Source organism: Ochrobactrum sp. XJ1, assembly GCF_024701725.1.
In the GTDB taxonomy this organism is placed as follows: Bacteria; Pseudomonadota; Alphaproteobacteria; order Rhizobiales; family Rhizobiaceae; genus Brucella; species Brucella anthropi.
The window spans coordinates 42,346-63,200 of record NZ_VDGD01000006.1; the positions used below are offsets into that span (position 1 = coordinate 42,346).

Genomic DNA, 20,855 nt, shown 5'->3' on the forward strand with positions numbered 1-20,855 from the left:
GGGTAGATCAGCACCGGAAGCCCAGAAAACGCGATTTGCAAACACGATTTGCAAACGCGATTTGCAGCCGACGGGAACAGCTTGACCATAACGGGTCGGTCCAGCATGTTCCGTCACAAAACGGAGTGATTTCATGATTGAGACGTTGCTGCCCGCATCGGCGCTCGCCTTCCCAAATATCGATCCGGTGATTTTCCGGGTCGGACCGCTGGCAGTGCACTGGTACGGCCTCGGCTATGTCGTCGGCATCATGTTCGCCTGGTGGTACGGCAAGAAGCTCTTGCGAAGCCACCGCCTGTGGGCCAACAACCAGCCGCCCATGGCGCCGGAAGCGCTCGATGATTTCGTCATCTGGGCAGCGCTTGGCGTCGTGCTCGGCGGTCGCATCGGCTACGTGCTCTTCTATAATTTCTCCTATTATATCTCCAACCCGCTTGCCATTCCGGCGGTATGGGATGGCGGCATGTCGTTTCACGGCGGCATTTTGGGCACAACGCTCGCCATGATCCTGTTTGCCCGCTCGCGCGGCATCAAGGTCTGGAGCATGTTCGACACGATTGCCGCTGGTGTTCCGGTCGGACTTGGTGTCGTGCGCGTCGCCAATTTCATCAATTCGGAACTCTGGGGTCGTGTCAGTGATGTGCCGTGGGCAGTCTACTTCCCCAATGGAGGCCCGCTGCCGCGTCATCCAAGCCAGCTTTACGAAGCGTTCCTTGAGGGTGTAGTCCTCTTCCTCGTGCTGTTCCTGCTCGTCTGGGTCGGACGCAAACTGAAGAAGCCCGGCTTCATTGCAGGCGCTTTCGTCACGGGCTACGGCCTCAGCCGCATCGTGGTCGAATTCTTCCGCGAGCCGGATGCGCAGCTCGGCTATCTCTTCGGCGGATGGCTCACCATGGGTATGGTCCTCTCGGTGCCGATGGTACTGATCGGGCTTTGGGCCATGTGGCGCGCAAACCGGACCGCAGCCAAGGATGCCTGATCTTTCGCTGAAAGACCGGCTGAAACGCCTGATCGCCACCTCCGGGCCGATCAGCGTTGCCGATTACATGGCAGCCTGCCTCGGCGACCGCGAGGCGGGCTATTATACGACGCGTGAACCTTTCGGACGCGACGGTGACTTCATCACCGCGCCGGAAGTAAGCCAGATGTTCGGTGAACTGATCGGCATCTGGTGTGTCAGCGAATGGGACGCGCTGGGAGGCCCGGACAATATCGTGCTGTGCGAAATCGGCCCCGGTCGCGGCACGCTGATGAGCGATATGCTGCGCACTATTGGCAGGCTCGCCCCGCAAATGCTGGACCATGTGCGTGTCGCCATGGTCGAAACAAGCCCGCGCCTTGCCGAAAAGCAAAAGGAAAAACTGTCCGACGCAGGCGCGAAGATCGACTGGTTCGAACGCTTTTCCGATATTCCCGCCGATACTGCCAACGGGCCGCTGATCCTCGTCACCAATGAGCTGTTCGATGCGATCCCGTTCCGGCAGTTCGTCAAGGTCGATGGCCGCTTTGTCGAACGGATGATTGCGCTCGATGACAAGGATGAGTTCCATTTCGTCAGCGGTCTGGGTGGTATAGATCCGGCGCTGTTACCTGTAGGCCATGCGGAAGCACCCGAAGGCGCGATCTTTGAAGCAGCCCCTGCGCGCACGGCCTTGATGCAGGAAATTGCCAGCCGTATCGCGACCACACGCGGCGCAGCGCTCAACGTCGACTATGGCCATCTGAAAGCCGGTTTCGGCGACACGCTGCAAGCCATGTTGAAACACGGCTTTGACGATGTATTTGCCAATCCGGGCATTGCGGACCTCACCAGCCATGTCGATTTCGACATTCTGGACAAGACCGCGCGGGCCAGCGGCTGCAAGACCGGAACAATGACGCAGGGCGAATTTCTGCTCGCAATGGGCCTGCTTGATCGCGCCGGACGGCTCGGTACGGGCAAGGACGCAGCGTTTCAGGAAAAAATCCGACAGGACGTCGAAAGACTGGCCGCACCCGATCAAATGGGAACCTTGTTCAAGGTTCTCGCATTGAGTGACGGGCTGACACGCCTCTATCCTTTCGAAACCAAGTGATGCCCTTCCCTTCAAAAAGCTTCAATTGACAAGCCAGCGGACCTCCCCCACCATCCCGCCGTTTACGAAAGCCAGCAAGATGACCGATATGCCGCAACCACTCCGCTCGCCTCTCCTTGAAAAGCCCGTCGGACAGAACGGGAAGCGGATCGCGCATGGCTTTTTCACCCGCAAGGGCGGTGTTTCCGATGGCATCTATACGGGCCTGAACGTTGGAAGCGGGTCAAACGATGTGCCGGAAAAAGTTGCCGAGAATCGCCGCCGCGTCGCCGAGAACCTTGGCGTTGCACCCGATCATCTCATGACCGTGCATCAGGTTCATTCGCCCGATGTCCTCCACGTCACCGAGCCGTTCGGCGCTCCACGCCCGAAGGCCGACGCAATGGTCACAAATGTGCCGGGCATCGCCATTGGTGCTTTGTCCGCCGATTGCGGGCCTGTGCTTTTTGCAGATCACGAAGCGGGAATCATCGGCTCCGCCCATGCCGGATGGCGTGGCGCTTTCGGCGGTGTCCTTGAAAACACGATTGAAGCCATGATCGGCCTCGGTGCGAAACGCGAGAACATCGTTGCTGTTCTCGGGCCGACCATCGGGCCGGAAAATTACGAAGTCGGGCCGGAATTCTATGCAGAATTCATCGGCAGAGATGCTGCCTACACCACCTATTTCCGGCCTTCCGACAAGCCGGAACACAAGCTGTTCGATCTGTGGACATTCATCACCGACCGGCTGACGAAGGCTGGTGTGCGGGCAGAATCCCTTCGCCAGTGCACCTATGCCGATGAGGAACAATTCTATTCCTACCGGCGCACCACCCATCGCAATGAACCCGACTACGGGCGTCAGATTGCAGCGATCGCCATCATAGAAGATTAGGAGAACCGCATGGCCCTTCACTTCGAGCCGGAAGAATTCGCAGCACGTCGCGACCGTCTGATCTTGAAGATGGAGGAGGAAAAGCTGGATGCGCTTCTGCTGTTCGCGCAGGAGAGCATGTACTGGCTGACCGGCTATGACACGTTCGGCTTCTGCTTCTTCCAATGCCTCGTCGTGAAGGCCGACGGGTCGATGGTGCTGATGACACGCTCCGCCGATTTGCGGCAGGCGCGTCATACGTCGAACATCGAGAACGTCGTCGTCTGGACCGATCGCGACAATGCCAATCCGGCTTCCGACCTTCGCAATATTCTGACCGAACTCGACCTTCTCGGCACCCGGATCGGGATCGAATATCAGACGCATGGCCTTACCGGCGCCAATGCGCGCAAGCTGGACGAACAGCTGCAGAGCTTTGCCAAGCTTTACGATGCTTCCGGCATGGTGGATCGCCTGCGGCTGCTCAAAAGCCCTGCGGAAATTGCCTATGCGAAACGCGCCGCCGAACTCAGTGACGACATACTCGACGCTGCGATAAAGCTCACCAAAGGCGGGGCGAGCGAAGCCGATATTCTGGCTGCGATGATGAGCACCAATTTTGCCGGCGACGGCGATTTTCCCGCCAACGAATATATCATCGGCTCGGGCGACGATGCCCTGCTCTGCCGCTACAAATCCGGTCGGCGCAAGCTGAACAAGAACGATCAGCTCACGCTCGAATGGTCGGGCGTCTTCCGGCATTACCACGCGCCGATGATGCGCACGATCGTCGTCGGCAAGCCGACCACACATCATCAAGAGCTCTATGCGGCTGCACGCGAGGCGCTGGAAGCAGTGGAAGCAGCCATGACGCCCGCCTCGACATTCGGCGACGTCTTTGACGCCCATGCGCGGACCATGGAAGCACACGGCCTTACCCGTCATCGCCTCAATACCTGTGGCTATTCGGTGGGAGCACGTTTCACGCCATCATGGATGGACCCGCAGATATTCTATGCCGGAAACCCGGAAAGCATCCAGCCGGACATGACGCTTTTCGCACATATGATCATCATGGATTCCGACACCCAAACCGCCATGACGCTGGGGCAGACATATCTCACAACAAATGGCGCAGCTCAGCCATTATCCCGCCATTCTCTTGATATGATTGTAAAATGAGGCGCAATCGGCGATAAAACTGCCACAAGCGCAACCCGGAAACTGCAAAGCGGCTTTCGGGCAAGATGCACGTCGATAAAATCGATAGATTATTTTGAACTGAAAATGCCCGACCGCAGAGAACCTGCGCCTTCAGGAGCATGAAGCCGAACATGAACAAGGCACGTCTTTCAACGATGTTGTTGCTGGCCGGAGTGCTTACAAGCGTCCTGGCCGCCTGCAACAGCACTGAGTCCGCTCTGAACGTACAGGGTAGCAATCAAAATTCCGGGCAAAATTCCGGGCAAACTACTACGCCAGCCGCGACACCGGGCACCCCGGCGACGGGCACCGCTCCCGTGCAGCCCACGGGAACAACTCCGGCCACGACCGGCACAGCACCTGCGACGACCACGCCAGTGGCACCGCAGCGCAGTGCAGCGCTCAAGCCGGGCAAGTTGCATATCGCCCCGATTGTCGGCGCACCGGTCAATGTGGTGACGCCGCTGACCCATCGCATGAATGACGATGCCAAGTCGAAAGGCATTGAGCTTGCAGGCAATAACGACCCGAGTGCTGCCTACGTCATGAAGGGATATTTCTCCGTTCTTTCGGAAGATAATCAGACCACCGTGCTTTACGTCTGGGATGTTCTGGATGCTTCCGGCAACCGCCTTCACCGGATACAGGGGCAGGAGAAAGTTCCAGGTGCGGCCGCAGACTCATGGAGCGTCGTTCCGGCTTCCGCAATGCAGACAATCGCCGACCGCACCATGCAGGAATATTCGACCTGGCTTGCGGCAAATCGCGCATAGAAACTTGCTTTGGCAGCAAAAGACTGAAATCTTTTGCTGAATCTGTTTTGCCTACTGTGGGAAAGCCGGAAAACCGGGCTTTTTACAGCAATTGTGTTCCCGAGGGCCTTGCAATGGCGATGACTCTTTGCAATAGGCCCCACATCCGAAAGAAAACCTTTCTAGCTGCAGTACTTGGCCGGTCAGACCGTACGCAGCTTTAAAGTTTTTAAGAGATTAAGTCCGTTCCGGCGGACTGTTGCGACAGAACCAAACTGCAAACCGCGACCGCATCGGCGTCAGAGGCAAAAGAATGAAACTTTTCGCAGGCAACTCCAACCGGGTTCTTGCCGAATCCGTTGCTCAGTATCTCAACATTCCACTCGGTAAGGCCAGCGTCCGTCGCTTCGCCGATCAGGAAATCTTCGTAGAGATTCAGGAAAACGTGCGCGGCGAAGACGTATTCGTACTGCAATCGACTTCCTACCCGGCAAACGATCACCTGATGGAACTGCTCATCATGATCGACGCCTTCCGCCGCTCGTCGGCACGTCGCATCACCGCCGTCCTGCCCTATTTCGGCTATGCCCGTCAGGACCGCAAGCCCGGCCCGCGCACGCCGATCTCTGCCAAGCTGGTCGCCAATCTCATCACCGAAGCCGGTGCGAACCGCGTCCTGACGCTTGACCTTCATGCCGGTCAGATTCAGGGCTTCTTCGATATCCCGACCGACAACCTCTACGCCGTTCCGGTCATCGCCCGCGATGTGAAGGCCAATTACGCGACCGGCAATTGCATGGTCGTTTCGCCTGACGTTGGCGGCGTGGTTCGCGCCCGTTCGCTCGCAAAGCGCATCGATGCGCAGCTCGCCATCGTCGACAAGCGCCGCGAACGTCCAGGTGAATCGGAAGTCATGAACGTCATCGGCGACGTTTCCGGCAAGGACTGCCTGCTGTTCGATGACATCGTCGATTCCGGCGGCACGCTCTGCAACGCAGCTGAGGCCCTGTTGAACAAGGGCGCCAAGAGCGTCACCGCCTACATCACGCACGGCGTTCTGTCCGGCGGCGCGGTTGCCCGTATCGCCTCGTCCAAGCTGAAGGAACTGGTCATCACCGATTCCATCCAGCCGACCACTGCCATCAACGATGCGCCAAATATCCGCGTCCTCTCGATCTCGGACCTGATTGGCGAGGCCATCGCCCGCACGGCAGCGGAAGAGTCCGTTTCGAGCCTGTTCGACTAAAACACCAGCCGGATTACAATTCCGAGACATGCCGCCAGCAACAGCACGAGCGGCATGTTGAGCCTCAGAACAACAAGCAAGAATGCCGCCGCGCCTGCAATCAGGACGGCGGCATTGTCTATTGTGCTCCAGACCGGCAGCGGCAATGTGAAGGGACCTATAGCCTTCTCGACAACCTGCGAAAACAGGACATGCAGCGAGAACCACAGCGCCAGATTGGCAATCACGCCGACGACCGCAGCCGTGATCCCGCCCAGCATGGCCGACAGCCAGCGCACCTGACGCAGCCGCTCCACGAATGGCGCGCCCGCCAATATCCATAGAAAGCAGGGCACGAAGGTAAACCACAGCGCGATCAGTCCGCCGAAAAGGCCACCCAGAAGTGGCGGCAGGCCCGACAGGTTCGCAGCCCCCACAAAGCCGACAAAAACCAGCACGAGGATCAGCGGTCCCGGCGTGGTTTCCGCCAGACCGAGCCCCGTCAGCATTTCCCCCGGCTTCATCCAGCCGAAATGCTCGACCGCCTGCTGCGCCGTATAGGAAAGAGCTGCATAAGCGCCCCCAAATGTCACCGCAGCGAGCTTCGAAAAGAAGGCCGCTTCCTGCACGAAGACATGCGCGCCACCAAAAGTGAAGAAAAGCCCGAGCAAAGGCAAAAGCCACAGCCCGCCCCAGATGAGCGTTTGCTGCGTGAATTCGCGCAAGGCGCCAGGCGTCGCCTCTCCCATAATTGCGGCAGCACCATTTCCCTGCACGATATGCCGCAGGCCACCTGCAAGAGCCGCCAGCAGAACGACGAGCGGAAACGGCAGTTTCAGGAAGGCTATCGCAACGAATGCCGCAATCGCCACCGCATAGGAAAACCCCGAGGCTAGTGTCCGTTTGGCCATGCGATAAAGCGCTTCAAAAACCACGGCGAGAACCGCAGCCTTGAGGCCGAACAACAGCCCGGCCACGATGTCGACATGCCCGAAGGAGATATACAGCGCCGACAATGCAAGCATGACGACAGCGCCGGGCAGCACGAACAGAAGCCCGGCCAGAAGGCCGCCGCGCCAGCCCTTAACCGCCCAACCGGAATAGGTCGCAAGCTGCATGGCTTCCGGCCCCGGCAACAACATGCAGAAATTGAGCGCATGAATCAGCCGCTCCTGATCCATCCATTTCTTCTCATCCACGAGAATGCGCTGCAGCATGGCGATCTGCGCGGCCGGCCCGCCGAAGGACAGAAGCCCGATCTTGCCGAATGTCGCGAAGAGTTCTTTGTAACCCGGTTGCTGAATTGGCTGTGTCACGCTGCTGCCCTGAATGATCCGTTTCGCAAGCTGTCGGCGAGGATCATTACAGGTTCATGACAGTTTTCACAGCTTACTCCGCCGCAGCGCCTTCTTCCGCCAGATCGTCCGGCGCATTCGGGTCGCCCGGTGCCGTTTCGCAGGCGAGATCGGGAAAATTGACGATGCGCATTCCCTTGAAATCGTTGCGGACCACCAGAAGCCCGCGTTCTTCAAAATAGGTCAGCAGACGCCGGGCACGGCTGAACGAGTGCGTGCCATAGGCGCGCGCCAAAGCCGCATCGGAAGGACAAGGCGCGCCGGTTACCGCCGCCTGCGCCACGATCAGGAACACGCCCTGCACATCGTCGGTGAGGCTTTCCGACAGGGCCAGCGCCTGCTGCCATGTTTCGCCACTGGCCACATCGCTTTCAATGCTGGCCTGCGCCACTGCCAGCCTGCGGCGGAAGGCAGGGAGAGCCAGCGGCTCGCCCGGAACGCGGTGAATGCGACAACGCACCAGAAAGTCCTGATAAAGCACGGCCACGGACCGGAACGACGCTTCCGGATCGTCCACGATCTCGCGCATCACCTTTTCAAGGAGCTCATCCCGTTCGGCTTCCACCATGCCGGGGAACAAAGGTTCCTGTGCCGGTTCGGCTTCGGGCTTCGGCTTTGCTACCTGCGCCAGAATCTCCGCCGTCGATGGCGGCGGTGGAGGCGGCGGCGCTCTGCGCACGGCAGCACGGATTTCCTGCGGCGCAGGCGTGAAGATGAGGTCGAGCGCATCTTCCGGCGCATCAGGAAGCGGCATCAGTTTCGGCGATGAAGACCGCGCCGATGTCTCCACCTTGCCGATCTTGATCGGCAATGGACGACGCGACAATGCGGGGCCAAGCGCCACGAAATGCCCGCGCTGCAGATCGCGGAACATTTCCGCCTGCTTGCGCTCCATGCCCAGAAGATCAGCGGCGCGCGCCATATCGATATCGAGAAATGTACGCCCCATGAGGAAGTTCGAAGCTTCAGCTGCAACGTTCTTGGCAAGCTTCGCCAGTCGCTGCGTGGCGATAACACCCGCAAGGCCACGCTTTCGTCCGCGACACATGAGATTGGTCATCGCGCCGAGCGACAGCTTGCGCGCTTCATCCGACACTTCACCGGCGGCGGCAGGCGCAAAAAGCTGCGCCTCATCCACAACCACCAGCATCGGATACCAATAGTCGCGCTCGGCATCGAACAAACCGCCAAGAAAAGCCGCAGCCGAGCGCATCTGCTGCTCGACATCGAGACCTTCCAGATTGAGCACCACCGAAACACGATGCTGGCGGATGCGTCCGGCAATGCGTGTCAGTTCGGCTTCGGTACGGGCGGCATCGACAACGACATGGCCGTAAAGATCGGCAAGCGTGACGAAATCGCCTTCAGGGTCGACGATGCACTGCTGCACCCATTGCGCGCTCTGTTCCAGAAGGCGGCGCAAAAGATGCGATTTGCCGGAGCCGGAATTGCCCTGCACGAGCAAACGCGTGGCGAGAAGCTCCTCAAGATCAAGCATGGCCTGCTTGCCACCGCCAAGCGCCGCTGCCGAGGCAGAACCGCTTCCAGCAACTGCACCCATGTCGATACCGACCTGCATCTCGCCTCCTTGTTTCAACATAGCAGGAACAAACGACTCGCACGGCCAAGCCTGCGGTCGATCAGGCATTCGCTTAACATCTTTGACGCCGCCAATGCCACCGGTTATGAGAAATGCCCACAGATGCCGGGCACGGGAACTGCTCGCAGCCCAAAAAACTTGCGCCGCCGCACGCTATGGTCTATAGCCAGCGCCATCCGCGTAGACACCCTTGGAGGCAACGCGGAATGGAGCGGTCCGGTCTTTCACCTTGTGACAGACAATACGGGCTGTTTCATGTCGTTTGTTGAAGCATGATCCCGAAAAGTGGAAACCGGTTTTCGGACAAGATCATGCGCAGATTATACAGCGAGCGACACTCCAGTAACATCGAAAGGAAATGCCATGAGCGAGACTTACGTGCTCAAGGCCGATCTGCGTACCCGGGTTGGTAAGGGGTCCTCCCGCGAACTGCGTCGCAACGGCCAGATTCCTGCAGTCATCTATGGCGACAAGCAGGAACCCCTCGCAATCGCCGTCTCCTACAAGGAGATCTTCTACAAGATTCATGGCGGTGGCTTTAAGACCACTGTTGCCACGATCGAAGTAGACGGCAAGAAGATTCAGGTCCTCCCGAAGGACTACCAGCTGGATCCGGTCCGTGACTTCCCGCAGCATGTCGACTTCCTGCGCGTTTCCGCGAAGTCGGTCGTCCACGTGAATGTTCCTGTTCACTTCAAGAACGAAGAAGCAGCTCCGGGCATCAAGCGCGGCGGCGTTCTCAACATCGTTCGTCACGACGTTGAACTGATCGTTCCGGCCAATGCAATTCCGGAAGCACTCGAGTTCGACCTGACCGGCCTCGAAATCGGCGACTCCGTCCACATTTCGGCGATCAAGCTGCCGAAGGGCGTGACCGCTGCCATCCAGGATCGCGACTTCACCATCGCCACGATTGCTGCTCCTGCCGGCCTGAAGTCGGAAGAAGCTGCTTCGGAAGGTGCTGCAGAAGAAGAAGCCAAGGACGGCGAATAATCGCTTTCCGCACAGGAGCGCTAACGCGCTTCTTATCCGAAAACCGGTTCCCACTTTTCGGGAAGCGCTACAGAAGGGGCTCTGAACCATGCTGCTCATTGCAGGTCTTGGCAATCCGGGCCCCAAATATGCGCATAACCGGCACAATATCGGTTTCATGGCGGCGGATGAAATATTCCGCCGCCATCGCTTTTCCAACTGGCAGAAGAAGTTTCAGGCCGAGATTGCCGACGGCGTGATCGACGGCGAAAAAGTGCTGCTGGTCAAGCCGCAGACTTTTATGAACCTTTCGGGTCAGTCCATCGGCGAAGCCATGCGCTTCTACAAGCTGACACCTGCCGATCTCGTCGTGATCTATGACGAACTCGACCTCATTCCGGGCAAGCTGCGCATCAAGACCGGCGGCGGCTCCGGCGGTCATAACGGCATCAAATCCATCGACGCGCATATGCAGGCCTTCCCCGGCGGCCAGAATTATCGCCGCATGCGGCTTGGCATCGGCCATCCGGGTGCGAAGGAACTCGTGCATAACTATGTCCTCGGCGATTTCGCCAAGGCCGACAATGAATGGCTGGATACGCTTCTGGGCGCTATTGCCGACAATGTGGGCCTGCTTGCCGCCAAGGGCGAAGACAACAGTTTCATGAACCGCATTGCGCTCGCCATGGGCGACGGCAATCAACGGCCCAGCGGTTTCAAGGCCGATCCCGCACAACTGGAAAAGGCGCCACCAAAGGCGCAGAGCCATATTCGCCAGGCGCGGCAGAACCAGAAGAAGCCGAATATTCCTGCCAGCGGCCCGATGGCTGAAATGCTGAAAAAGCTGCTTGGGAAAAAGGACTAAAACAGTTCCAGCAAAAGTGCGAAGCGGTTTTGCATGGGAGAATGCGTAAAAGTAAGCCGTTCCCAAGGGCGCGACGCCTCCGCCTCTTGACGCTTCACGGTCCGATGACGCATAGCCACAACAATAGAATTCTAGTCTGATAGGTACGATCATGGGTTTCAAATGCGGCATCGTCGGTCTGCCAAATGTTGGCAAGTCGACGCTTTTCAACGCGCTGACCAAAACGGCCGCCGCACAGGCCGCAAACTATCCGTTCTGCACCATCGAGCCGAACACGGGCGAAGTGGCGGTTCCCGATCCGCGCCAGAACGATATCGCCCGGATTGCCGGTTCGAAGGAAATCATCCCGACCCGCATCAACTTCGTTGATATTGCCGGCCTCGTGCGCGGCGCATCGAAGGGTGAAGGTCTCGGCAACCAGTTCCTCGCCAATATCCGCGAAGTGGATGCCATCGTGCATGTGCTGCGTTGCTTCGAGGATGACGATATCACCCATGTCGAAGGTCGTATCGATCCGGTATCGGACGCCCAGACGGTTGAAACGGAGCTGATGCTGTCGGACCTCGAAAGCATCGAGCGCCGCATCGTGCAAATCCGCAAGCGCGCTACCGGCAAGGACAAGGAAGCCCTCACCATTCTGCCGGTGATGGAAGCAGCACTCGAACTGCTCCAGAACGGCCAGCCGGTCCGCCTGATGCTGAAGGATATTGCCGCAGAAGACCTGCTGACGCTGAAGGGCCTGAACCTTCTCACCTCCAAGCCGGTTCTTTATGTCTGCAACGTCGCTGAAGGCGATGCGGCCAAGGGCAACGAGTATAGCGCTGCCGTCGACAAGATGGCCGAGGAACAGGGTGCCCAGACGGTCATCATTTCGGCTGCAATCGAAGCGGAAGTTGCGCAGCTTCCCGATGAGGAAGCCAAGGAATATCTGGAAAGCATGGACCTTGAGGAACCGGGTCTCGACCGCCTGATCCGCGCCGGTTACAAGCTTCTCGACCTCATCACCTATTTCACCGCAGGGCCGAAGGAAACCCGCGCCTGGACAATCCGGCGCGGCACCAAGGCTCCCGGCGCTGCCGGTGTCATCCATACCGATTTCGAGCGCGGCTTTATCCGTGCCCAGACCATCGCCTATGAAGACTACGTCAAATACAATGGCGAAGTCGGAGCGAAGGAAGCCGGCAAGGCAAGGGACGAAGGCAAGGAATACATCGTCCATGACGGCGATGTGATGCTGTTCCGCTTCAATACCTGATACGTTCAGGCCGCCGGAAACCGGCGGCCTTTTCTTTATGCCTACTCGGAGGAGATCGAGGGTGAGCAAGCCTCTGCCTAAATATGCTTATGAGGATATGGAGCCGGGAATGACCCTTCCCTTCGGTCCTCGTACGATCAACAAGCAAGAAATCATCGAGTTTGCCAGCGAGTTCGATCCGCAGCCGTTCCATCTTGATGAGGAAGCAGGCAAGGCGAGCGTGCTCGGCGGGCTGGCGGCATCAGGATGGCAGACCACCTCCCTCATCATGCGCATGGTCTGCGATGCCTATCTTACAAACTCAACGTCACAGGGTGGTCCCGGCGTCGAATTCACGCGTTGGAAACGCCCCGTACTCGCGGGCGATACGCTGAATGGTGTGACGACCATCAAGGACAAACGCATTTCCAAATCGCGCCCGGCAATCGGGTTGGTGACGTTCCACCATGAACTGTTCAATCAGCGTGGTGAGAGCGTGTGCGAAATGCAGCATCCATGCATGATGCTGCGCCGCGATTACGATGCGACGGCAGGAGGGGCGTCATGAGTTTCCTGGAAGAAAATCTCGGGCAGAACCTCGTCATCGGCAGCTATACGTTTACTGCCGAGGAAATCATCGATTTCGCCAGAAAATATGATCCGCAGCCGTTCCATCTGGACAGCGAAGCGGCAAAAAAGAGCGTCTTCGGCGGACTTTGTGCTTCCGGCTGGCACACCACTGCAGTGTTCATGAAGCTCAATGTCGCTTCCATCGTCAAGGCAACGAAGGAAGCTCTGAAACGCGGCGAGACGCCGCCGACATTCGGCCCCTCACCCGGCTTTGAAAACCTGAAATGGTCAAAGCCCGTCTATGCCGGAGATACGATCACCTACAAGCGCCTGGTCCACGCCATAAGGCCGCTCGCCTCCCGCCCCGGCTGGTCGATGCTGACCATGACGACGAGCGCCCATAACCAGAATGGCGAAGAGGTGCTTTCCTTCGACAATGCGGCGATGGTGAAACTGCCGCCCAAGGCTGATGCCTGAAATAACAAAGCCCGGAGCAATGTCCGGGCTTTTTCGTATTCTCAGTCGCCTTCAAAGGCCACGAGCGTGCGGACCGGCACGCCAAGAGCTTCCAGCTTCTTGCGTCCGCCGAGATCCGGCAGGTCGATGATGAAGCAGGCTGCGACGATCTCTGCGCCCATCTGAAGCAAAAGCTTCGCTGCCGCTTCCGCCGTTCCGCCCGTGGCGATCAGATCGTCCACCAGAATGATCCGTTCGCCCTTTTCAATCGCGTCGCGATGCATTTCCATTTCATCGATGCCATATTCAAGGCTGTAGGCAATGCGCACTGTATCGCGCGGCAGCTTGCCCTTCTTGCGGATCGGTACGAAACCAGCCGACAGCTGATGCGCGATTGCGCCGCCGAGAATAAAGCCACGTGCTTCGATGCCCGCTACCTTGTCGACCTTGTTGCCTGCATAGGGATAGACCAGCTCATCGACGGAACGGCGAAATGCCTGCGCATCGCCCATAAGCGTCGTCACGTCACGGAATTGGACGCCCGGCTTGGGATAGTCCGGAATGGTGCGGATCGCATCCTTCAAGCTGGCTTTAAATCCGGATTCCATTTTCCATCCTTTCAGGCGGCCTGCGGGCCGGTCAAGTTAATCAAGGCAAAGTTGGGACCAAGGACCTTTACACCCTCAAACGGGCAAATTGCAAAAGAAACCGCCCATTTCTGCCAAGAACATTGCGGCGACGCACGGTCATTTGCATGGCCTAATTGTGGCAAGGCTGATCTTCCAGTTCCAGCACAAAAAAATGGGCGCCCACGGCGCCCATCTTTTAATTCAGGTTGATCTATTGTCAGTGTTTAACATCCGACCAGATCGAACGCTTGGCGACATAAACCAGACCGGCAAAAAGGATCAGGAATATGATGACCCGGAAACCGGTCCGCTTGCGATCTTCCAGATGCGGCTCTGCAGCCCACATCAGGAATGCCGAAACGTCGCGTGCATACTGATCCACCGTTTGCGGCGAACCATCGTCATAGGTGACTTGGTCGTCGCTCAGCGGCTTTGCCATGGCCAGCGACTTGCCGGCGATGAAGTATGGGTTGAAATGCGTCCCTTCAGGAATATGCATCCCCGCTGGTGGCTGTTCATCATAGCCGGTCAGCAGTGAATGGATGTAGTCCGGACCTGCTTCGGCATATTGCGTGAATATGTCGAAGATGAAGGTCGGGAAGCCGCGTTCAACACCACGAGCCTTCGCGATCAGCGAGAAGTCCGGAGGAGCTGCACCGTTGTTCGCGGCCGCAGCTGCGTTCGCGTTCGGAAATGGCGCCGGGAAGTGATCAGTCGGGATCGCCTTGCGGGTGAACATTTCGCCATCCGCATTCGGCCCGTCCTGTACTTCATATTCAGCGGCAAATGCCTTGACCTGCTCCGGTGAGTAGCCGAGACCTTCCAGCGTGCGGAAGGCCACCAGGTTCATCGAATGACAGGCCGAACAAACTTCCTTGTAGACCTTCAGGCCACGCTGAAGCTGTCCTTTGTCATAGGTTCCGAACGGACCGGCAAAGCTCCACTTTTCCTGCTTGGGATGGTGGATCGGGAAATGTTCCGGCTCCGCGGCATTGCCGCCTTCCTCAGCCGAGGCACCACCCAGGGCGATACCAAGCGCGACCAGCGGAGCAATACCGAAGGCAGCGAAATTCTTGAGGATGTTTTTCATTGTTACGTCCTTCATCTCTCTCGCTGGTTCAGCCCCGAGTTTCAACAGGGATTTCCACGGGGGTAACCCCGGCCTTGCCGCTCTTCTCCAGAACCGCCTCGGTGATCGAGTTCGGCAAACGCTTCGGCGTTTCGATCAAGCCGATGACCGGCATGATGATGATGAAGAAAGCAAAGTAGTAGAGCGTACCCAGCTGCGCCATGAAGACGTAGGAACCTTCCGCAGGACGCGAACCCAGCCAGCCGAGGAAGATGGCGTTGATCACGAACAGCCAGAAGAACAGCTTGAACCACGGACGATAGACAGCCGAACGAACCTTCGACGTATCGAGCCACGGCACGACGAAGAGGATTGCGATCGAACCGAACATGGTCAGAACGCCGCCGAGCTTCGAGTCGATCGGGCCGATGTTGAAGGTGATGGCGCGCAGCATCGCGTAGAACGGCAGGAAGTACCATTCTGGAACGATGTGAGCAGGTGTCTTCAGAGAATCAGCCGGGATATAGTTATCCGGATGACCGAGGAAGTTCGGCATGTAGAAGACGAAGTAGGCGAAGAACACGAAGAAGACGAGCGCGCCGAAAGCGTCCTTGATGGTCGCATAAGGCGTGAACGGCAGCGTGTCGGTCTTGGACTTGACTTCAATGCCGGTCGGATTGGTCTGACCCGTCACATGCAGCGCCCAGACGTGCAGGATAACGACACCGGCAATCATGAACGGCAGCAGATAGTGCAGCGAGAAAAAGCGGTTGAGCGTTGGATTGTCGACCGCAAAGCCGCCCAGCAGAAGCTGCTGGATCGGTTCGCCGATGATCGGGAAAGCCGTGAAGAAGCCGGTGATAACCGTCGCACCCCAGAAGGACATCTGGCCCCATGGCAGCACGTAGCCCATGAAGGCGGTAGCCATCATGAGAAGGAAGATCACCACGCCCAGAATCCACAGAAGCTCGCGCGGCGCCTTGTAGGAACCGTAATAGAGACCGCGAGCGATATGGAGATAGACGGCAATGAAGAAGAAGGATGCACCGTTGGAGTGCATGTAGCGCAGCAGCCAACCGGAGTTGACGTCGCGCATGATCTTTTCGACGGAATTGAACGCAATGCCCGTATCGGCAGCATAATGCATGGCCAGCACAACGCCGGTCAGGATCTGCGAAATGAGCATGAAGCTCAAAATGCCACCAAAGGTGTACATGTAGTTCAGGTTACGCGGCGTCGGATAGGCCACGAAGGAATCATAGACGAGACGCGGCAAGGGAAGCCGTTCGTCCACCCATTTTTCGATGCCGGTCTTCGGCGTGTATGTGGAGTGTCCACCACTCATGTCTTCTCTCCCCAAGACCTGTTAGCCGATCCTGATGACCGTATCGGAAGCGAACGCATATTGCGGAATGTGCATGTTCTCCGGAGCCGGACCACTGCGGATACGTCCGGCAGTGTCATAGGTCGAGCCATGGCATGGGCAGAACCAGCCACCGAAAGAACCGGATTCACCGAGCGGCACGCAACCCAGATGGGTACACACGCCGATCATCACCAGCCAGTTTTCCTTGCCCTCGCCTGCCGAGCGGGCGACATCGGTCGCCTGCGCATCCGCTGCGAGGTTGGCGTTACGTGCGTTCTGATCCTTGAGATCACCAAGAGCGGTTGTCTTGGCATCCTCGATTTCCTTGGCGGAGCGGTTACGAATGAAAACCGGCTTACCACGCCATTTGACAGTTAGTGATGCTCCTTCCGTCAGGGACGAAACATCAACCTCGATGGACGCAGCCGCGAGTGTCGAAGCGTCCGGACGCATCTGGTCGATAAACGGCCAGGCCAGTCCGCCAACTCCGACGACACCGGCCATTCCCGTCGCAATATACAAAAAATCACGCCGTGTCGGCTCAGCCGTGTCGTGTGCGCTCACGTGCCAATTCCTTTTCAACCTGCATGTTCAATTGAACTCTCCCCTCGTCCTCTTTTGCACTTGCGCAAAAGTAGTCCTGCAAGTGCTCACAGGACGAAATTCCCTCCATTTCACTATCCGGTTTATGCGCGTAAAAATCGCTTGTCCAGACACCAACCCCTTATGACGGCACGATGTCGCAGGCGGATTTGCTTGCTCAATTCAGGGAATGCACAGCAAAGCGATAACGCATTACAGACAGTGGAAAGCTTTCAGCTTTCTCCGTTCCTCCCTATGAAACCGCCCGACTGGCGGGCCCAAAGTCCCGCATAGATGCCACCGCGGGCGATAAGTTCGTCATGCGTCCCCTCCTCCACGATGCGGCCTTGATCCATCACAACGAGACGATCGAGCGCTGCGATGGTGGAAAGGCGGTGAGCAATCGCAATAACCGTCTTTCCATCCATAAGGCGTTTCAAATTCTCCTGAATCGAAGCTTCGACCTCCGAATCGAGTGCGGAAGTCGCCTCATCGAGGATGAGGATTGGCGCGTCCTTCAAAATAGCGCGAGCGATAGCAATGCGCTGGCGCTGCCCGCCAGAAAGCTTGACGCCGCGCTCGCCCACAAAGGCATCGAACGACCGCCGCCCCTGGAAATCCTCCAGACTGGCAATGAACCCATCGGCTTCGGCCTGACGTGCTGCCTGCAGCAGTTCTTCGTCGGTCGCATCGTCGCGCGCCAGCATGATGTTGTCGCGCAGCGACCTGTGCAGCAATGCAGTTTCCTGACTGACGACCGCGACCGCCCGACGCAGCGAGGTCTGGGTGACATCGCGAATGTCCTGACCGTCCACGAGGATCGCGCCTTTCTCGACATCGTAGAGGCGCAGGATGAGATTTACGAGGGTAGACTTGCCCGCCCCGGAATGCCCGACGAGACCGACGCGTTCACCACCGCGCACAGTGAGGTTGATATTGTCGAGAACGCCCGCAGCCTTGCCGTAGTGGAACGTGACATCCTGAACATCGATACGCGCCTTAGTCACCTGCAAGGGTTTGGCACCGGGCCTATCCTCAAGACCGAGCGGAGCAGAAACCAGCCGCATGGAATTCTCGATCAGTCCGAGCTGGCGCAGCATGCCATTGAGCTGCATCATGAGACGGCCAAGGAGCATATTGAGGCGCAGCACGAGGCCAAGCGTGAACGACACCTGCCCGACCGTGATGGCATTGCGCGTCCACAAATCGATGGCAATCGCCGCAACCGTCACGATCATCAGGCCGGAAAGTGCGGTGAGCGAAACACGAACGCCGGTGAGTGAGCGCATGAACGGAAGAATTGCGCCGAGATACCGCTCGAAACCATCGCGCAGATAGCGCTCATCGTCATCGGCAGTATTGAGCTTGATCGTCTGGATGTTGGAATAGCTGTCAACGATACGCCCGTTAATCATCGATCCCGCCTCGGCAGAAGCCTCAGCGTGCTTGCGGATGCGCGGCAGATAGCGCCAGGCGATGAAGCCGAAGGCAATGATCCAAAGGACTACCGCCGCTGCCAGCCGCCAGTCGAGCCGACCGACCAGAAACAGCGTGGTGATGCTGTAGATCGCCATGAACCAGACGACCTGAATGAGACTTTCAATGAGATCGCCTGCCGCTTGCCCCGCCTGCCAGACCTTGGTGGCAATGCGCCCGGCAAAATCATTCTGGAAGAAGGCATAGGACTGGCGGAGAACATAGGAGTTCGCCTGCCAGCGGATCATATTGTAGAAACCCGGCGACAAGGTCTGGTCTTCCAGCAGCGTGTTGATCGCCGTCACGACGAGGCGGATTACAAGGACGGTTATGCCCATGAACAGAAGTTCTGGCCCTGCCGCCTGCAAAAGCGCCGACCAGCTTCGTTCGACGCCACCCTTCCCCGCCTGATCGAGAATATCGACCAGCCTGCCGGTGAAATAGAACAGGCCCGCCTCGACCAGCGGCAGCAATCCGCCAACCGCAAGCGAAACGGCGAGCGGCCATTTCGCTTGCCTCGCATAATGCCAGAGAAAGCCGAGCGTGGTTGAAGGCGGTCTCAGCCGGTCCGGTTCACGAAAGGGATCGACCCAACGTTCGAACAGGCTGTAAACCGCTTTCATCAATGGCTTCTGTCCTTATTGTACCAGCGCATCCTCGGGATTTTCATCGAAGCCGAGGAAACCGCCGGACTGGCGGGCCCATAGACTTGCATAAATGCCGCCGAGCGCCACAAGTTCCTCATGCGTGCCATCTTCGACGATGCGCCCCTTGTCCATCACCACGAGACGATCAAGCGCCGCAATGGTGGAAAGGCGGTGCGCGATGGCAATCACGGTCTTGCCTTCCATCAAGGTGTTGAGACTATCCTGAATGGCTGCTTCGACTTCCGAATCGAGCGCCGAGGTCGCCTCGTCCAGAATGAGGATCGGCGCATCCTTCAGCATCACACGCGCAATGGCAATGCGCTGGCGCTGTCCGCCGGAAAGCTTGACTCCCCGTTCGCCGACATGCGCATCCAGCCCCTGCCGTCCCTTCGGGTCGGTCAGCAGCGGAATGAACTGGTCGGCCTGCGCCAGACGAATGGCCTGCTGGAGCATCTCTTCGGTCGCATCCGGCCGCCCATACATGATGTTCTCACGAACCGAACGGTGCAGAAGCGAGGTATCCTGCGTCACCATGCCGATATTGGCGCGAAGCGAATCCTGCGTGACTTTGGAGATGTCCTGCCCATCGATCAGAATGCGGCCCTTCTCCAGATCGTAGAAGCGCAACAGCAGATTGACCAGCGTGGACTTGCCAGCACCGGACCGCCCAACCAGACCCACTTTCTGGCCCGGCTGGATCGTGAGCGTGAGATTTTCGATAACCCCTTTGCCCTTGCCGTAATGGAAGCCGATCTTGTCGAAGTCGAGTTCGCCTCTGGTCACCTGCAATGCCGGTGCACTGGGGACGTCCACGACCTCATGCGAACGCGCAATCGTCGTGATCCCGTCCTCCACCGTACCTATATTTTCAAACAGGGCCGACATTTCCCACATGATCCACTGCGACATGCCGTTGAGGCGCAGAACCAGACCAATGCCCACAGCAACGGCGCCAACGGAAATCGCTTCATTCATCCAGAGCTGGATGCCGATTGCACCCACCGCAAACAGCAGAATGCAGTTCGCCATATAGAGCGTGAAATGAAACAACGTGATGAGTCGCATCTGCCGATGCACGGTACCGAGGAAGCCATCGAGGCTTTCCTTCACATATGATTCTTCCCGGCTTGAATGCGAGAAAAGCTTCACGGTTGCGATATTGGTGTAGCTGTCGACGATACGTCCCGTCATCGATGAACGCGCATCGGCCTGCTGTTCTGAAATCACGCGCAGACGCGGGATGAAAACGCGCAGCAATATGATGTAGACGACGAGCCAGACGGCAAACGGGATCATCAGGACAAGGTCCGCAGACGCTGCAATAAACAGCGTGCCCGCAAAATAGACGATCACATAGTTGAGCACGTCCAGAAGCTTCATCACCGTTTCACGAACGGCGAGCGCAGTCTGCATCAGCTTGGTTGAAATACGCCCGGCAAACTCATCCTGAAAGAAAGCCATCGACTGGCGGATCAGGTAACGGTGCATCAGCCAGCGCACACGCATCGGATAATTGCCGAGCAATGTCTGGTGGATAAGCAGCGAATGGATCAGTACCACGCCCGGAAGGACGACCAGAACAACACCAGCAATCAGCGCAAGCCGCCAGCCTTCATTGCTCAGAAATGTCTCTCGCGACTGATGTGACAGCCAGTCGACAATATTGCCCATGAAGGCAAAGAGCGACACTTCGATCACGGCGATGAGCGTGGTGAAGATTGCCATGCCGATGATCCACGGCCAGGCACCGCGGGTATAATAAAGGCAAAAGGCTACCAGTCCGCGCGGGGGCTCGCGCGGCGGCTCTTCGGGATAGGCTTCGAGTCGTTTTTCAAACCATCTGAACATGGTGCACCTTTTAGGTGGTCCCGGAAGAATTGCCAAGACGGAAGAGGAACAAAACGGGAATATTTCTACAGATGT

19 protein-coding genes are annotated in these 20,855 nt (G+C 57.9%); 11 read left to right on the forward strand and 8 right to left on the reverse strand.

The window, feature by feature from the left end:
- The first annotated feature begins 133 nt into the window (after positions 1-133).
- The 6 genes from lgt (at position 134) to FG152_RS11865 (ending at position 6,132) form a co-directional block, all read left to right on the forward strand.
- Entirely contained in the window at positions 134-979 is an 846-nt protein-coding gene (lgt, locus tag FG152_RS11840) for a prolipoprotein diacylglyceryl transferase (RefSeq protein WP_010659625.1), read from the forward strand.
- Complete coding sequence (locus FG152_RS11845; RefSeq protein ID WP_010659624.1) at positions 972-2,075, forward strand: class I SAM-dependent methyltransferase; 1,104 nt, start codon at positions 972-974, stop codon at positions 2,073-2,075. Before lgt ends, FG152_RS11845 begins: the two co-directional genes overlap by 8 nt.
- A gap of 79 nt (positions 2,076-2,154) precedes the next feature.
- On the forward strand, positions 2,155-2,952 hold the full coding sequence (pgeF, locus tag FG152_RS11850; RefSeq protein ID WP_036563639.1) for a peptidoglycan editing factor PgeF: 798 nt from the start codon (positions 2,155-2,157) through the stop codon (positions 2,950-2,952).
- A gap of 9 nt (positions 2,953-2,961) precedes the next feature.
- Positions 2,962-4,113, forward strand: a complete 1,152-nt coding sequence (locus FG152_RS11855; RefSeq protein ID WP_010659622.1) for a M24 family metallopeptidase — start codon at positions 2,962-2,964, stop codon at positions 4,111-4,113.
- Positions 4,114-4,253: 140 nt separating this feature from the next.
- Positions 4,254-4,907, forward strand: a complete 654-nt coding sequence (locus FG152_RS11860) for a hypothetical protein (protein WP_010659621.1) — start codon at positions 4,254-4,256, stop codon at positions 4,905-4,907.
- A gap of 292 nt (positions 4,908-5,199) precedes the next feature.
- On the forward strand, positions 5,200-6,132 hold the full coding sequence (locus FG152_RS11865; RefSeq protein WP_010659620.1) for a ribose-phosphate pyrophosphokinase: 933 nt from the start codon (positions 5,200-5,202) through the stop codon (positions 6,130-6,132).
- Here FG152_RS11865 and chrA read toward each other — a convergent pair.
- Positions 6,129-7,427: a chromate efflux transporter gene (chrA, locus tag FG152_RS11870; protein WP_010659619.1), complete on the reverse strand. Its 1,299-nt coding sequence runs from the start codon at positions 7,425-7,427 to the stop codon at positions 6,129-6,131. The genes FG152_RS11865 and chrA overlap by 4 nt on opposite strands.
- Before the next feature lie 73 nt (positions 7,428-7,500).
- Complete coding sequence (locus FG152_RS11875; RefSeq protein WP_010659618.1) at positions 7,501-9,045, reverse strand: ATP-binding protein; 1,545 nt, start codon at positions 9,043-9,045, stop codon at positions 7,501-7,503.
- A 384-nt stretch (positions 9,046-9,429) separates the two neighbouring features.
- On the opposite strand from FG152_RS11875, the gene FG152_RS11880 reads away from it, so the two are divergent.
- The 5 genes from FG152_RS11880 (at position 9,430) to FG152_RS11900 (ending at position 13,184) form a co-directional block, all read left to right on the forward strand.
- Positions 9,430-10,059, forward strand: coding sequence for a 50S ribosomal protein L25/general stress protein Ctc (locus FG152_RS11880; protein WP_010659617.1), 630 nt, complete (start codon positions 9,430-9,432; stop codon positions 10,057-10,059).
- 88 nt (positions 10,060-10,147) lie between these two features.
- A complete protein-coding gene (pth, locus tag FG152_RS11885; protein ID WP_010659616.1) occupies positions 10,148-10,903 on the forward strand; it encodes an aminoacyl-tRNA hydrolase in 756 nt (251 codons plus the stop codon).
- 151 nt (positions 10,904-11,054) lie between these two features.
- The gene (ychF, locus tag FG152_RS11890) at positions 11,055-12,158 is read left to right on the forward strand and encodes a redox-regulated ATPase YchF (RefSeq protein WP_010659615.1); all 1,104 of its coding nucleotides are present in this window, start codon (positions 11,055-11,057) and stop codon (positions 12,156-12,158) included.
- Positions 12,159-12,219: 61 nt separating this feature from the next.
- On the forward strand, positions 12,220-12,705 hold the full coding sequence (locus FG152_RS11895; RefSeq protein ID WP_010659614.1) for a MaoC family dehydratase: 486 nt from the start codon (positions 12,220-12,222) through the stop codon (positions 12,703-12,705).
- Positions 12,702-13,184, forward strand: coding sequence for a MaoC family dehydratase (locus tag FG152_RS11900; protein ID WP_010659613.1), 483 nt, complete (start codon positions 12,702-12,704; stop codon positions 13,182-13,184). Before FG152_RS11895 ends, FG152_RS11900 begins: the two co-directional genes overlap by 4 nt.
- A gap of 41 nt (positions 13,185-13,225) precedes the next feature.
- Here the strand turns inward: FG152_RS11900 and FG152_RS11905 are convergent, their stop codons facing one another.
- The 6 genes from FG152_RS11905 to FG152_RS11930 all read right to left on the reverse strand — a co-directional run bounded on the left by FG152_RS11905 (position 13,226) and on the right by FG152_RS11930 (position 20,780).
- Entirely contained in the window at positions 13,226-13,771 is a 546-nt protein-coding gene (locus FG152_RS11905) for an adenine phosphoribosyltransferase (RefSeq protein WP_010659612.1), read from the reverse strand.
- Positions 13,772-14,009: 238 nt separating this feature from the next.
- On the reverse strand, positions 14,010-14,882 hold the full coding sequence (locus FG152_RS11910) for a cytochrome c1 (protein ID WP_012091661.1): 873 nt from the start codon (positions 14,880-14,882) through the stop codon (positions 14,010-14,012).
- Between the two features lie 28 nt (positions 14,883-14,910).
- Positions 14,911-16,206, reverse strand: a complete 1,296-nt coding sequence (locus FG152_RS11915; protein ID WP_010659610.1) for a cytochrome b — start codon at positions 16,204-16,206, stop codon at positions 14,911-14,913.
- A 21-nt stretch (positions 16,207-16,227) separates the two neighbouring features.
- Positions 16,228-16,791, reverse strand: a complete 564-nt coding sequence (petA, locus tag FG152_RS11920) for a ubiquinol-cytochrome c reductase iron-sulfur subunit (protein WP_010659609.1) — start codon at positions 16,789-16,791, stop codon at positions 16,228-16,230.
- 251 nt (positions 16,792-17,042) lie between these two features.
- On the reverse strand, positions 17,043-18,908 hold the full coding sequence (locus FG152_RS11925) for an ABC transporter ATP-binding protein (RefSeq protein WP_029376056.1): 1,866 nt from the start codon (positions 18,906-18,908) through the stop codon (positions 17,043-17,045).
- Positions 18,909-18,923: 15 nt separating this feature from the next.
- The gene (locus tag FG152_RS11930; protein WP_010659607.1) at positions 18,924-20,780 is read right to left on the reverse strand and encodes an ABC transporter ATP-binding protein; all 1,857 of its coding nucleotides are present in this window, start codon (positions 20,778-20,780) and stop codon (positions 18,924-18,926) included.
- Positions 20,781-20,855: the final 75 nt, after the last annotated feature.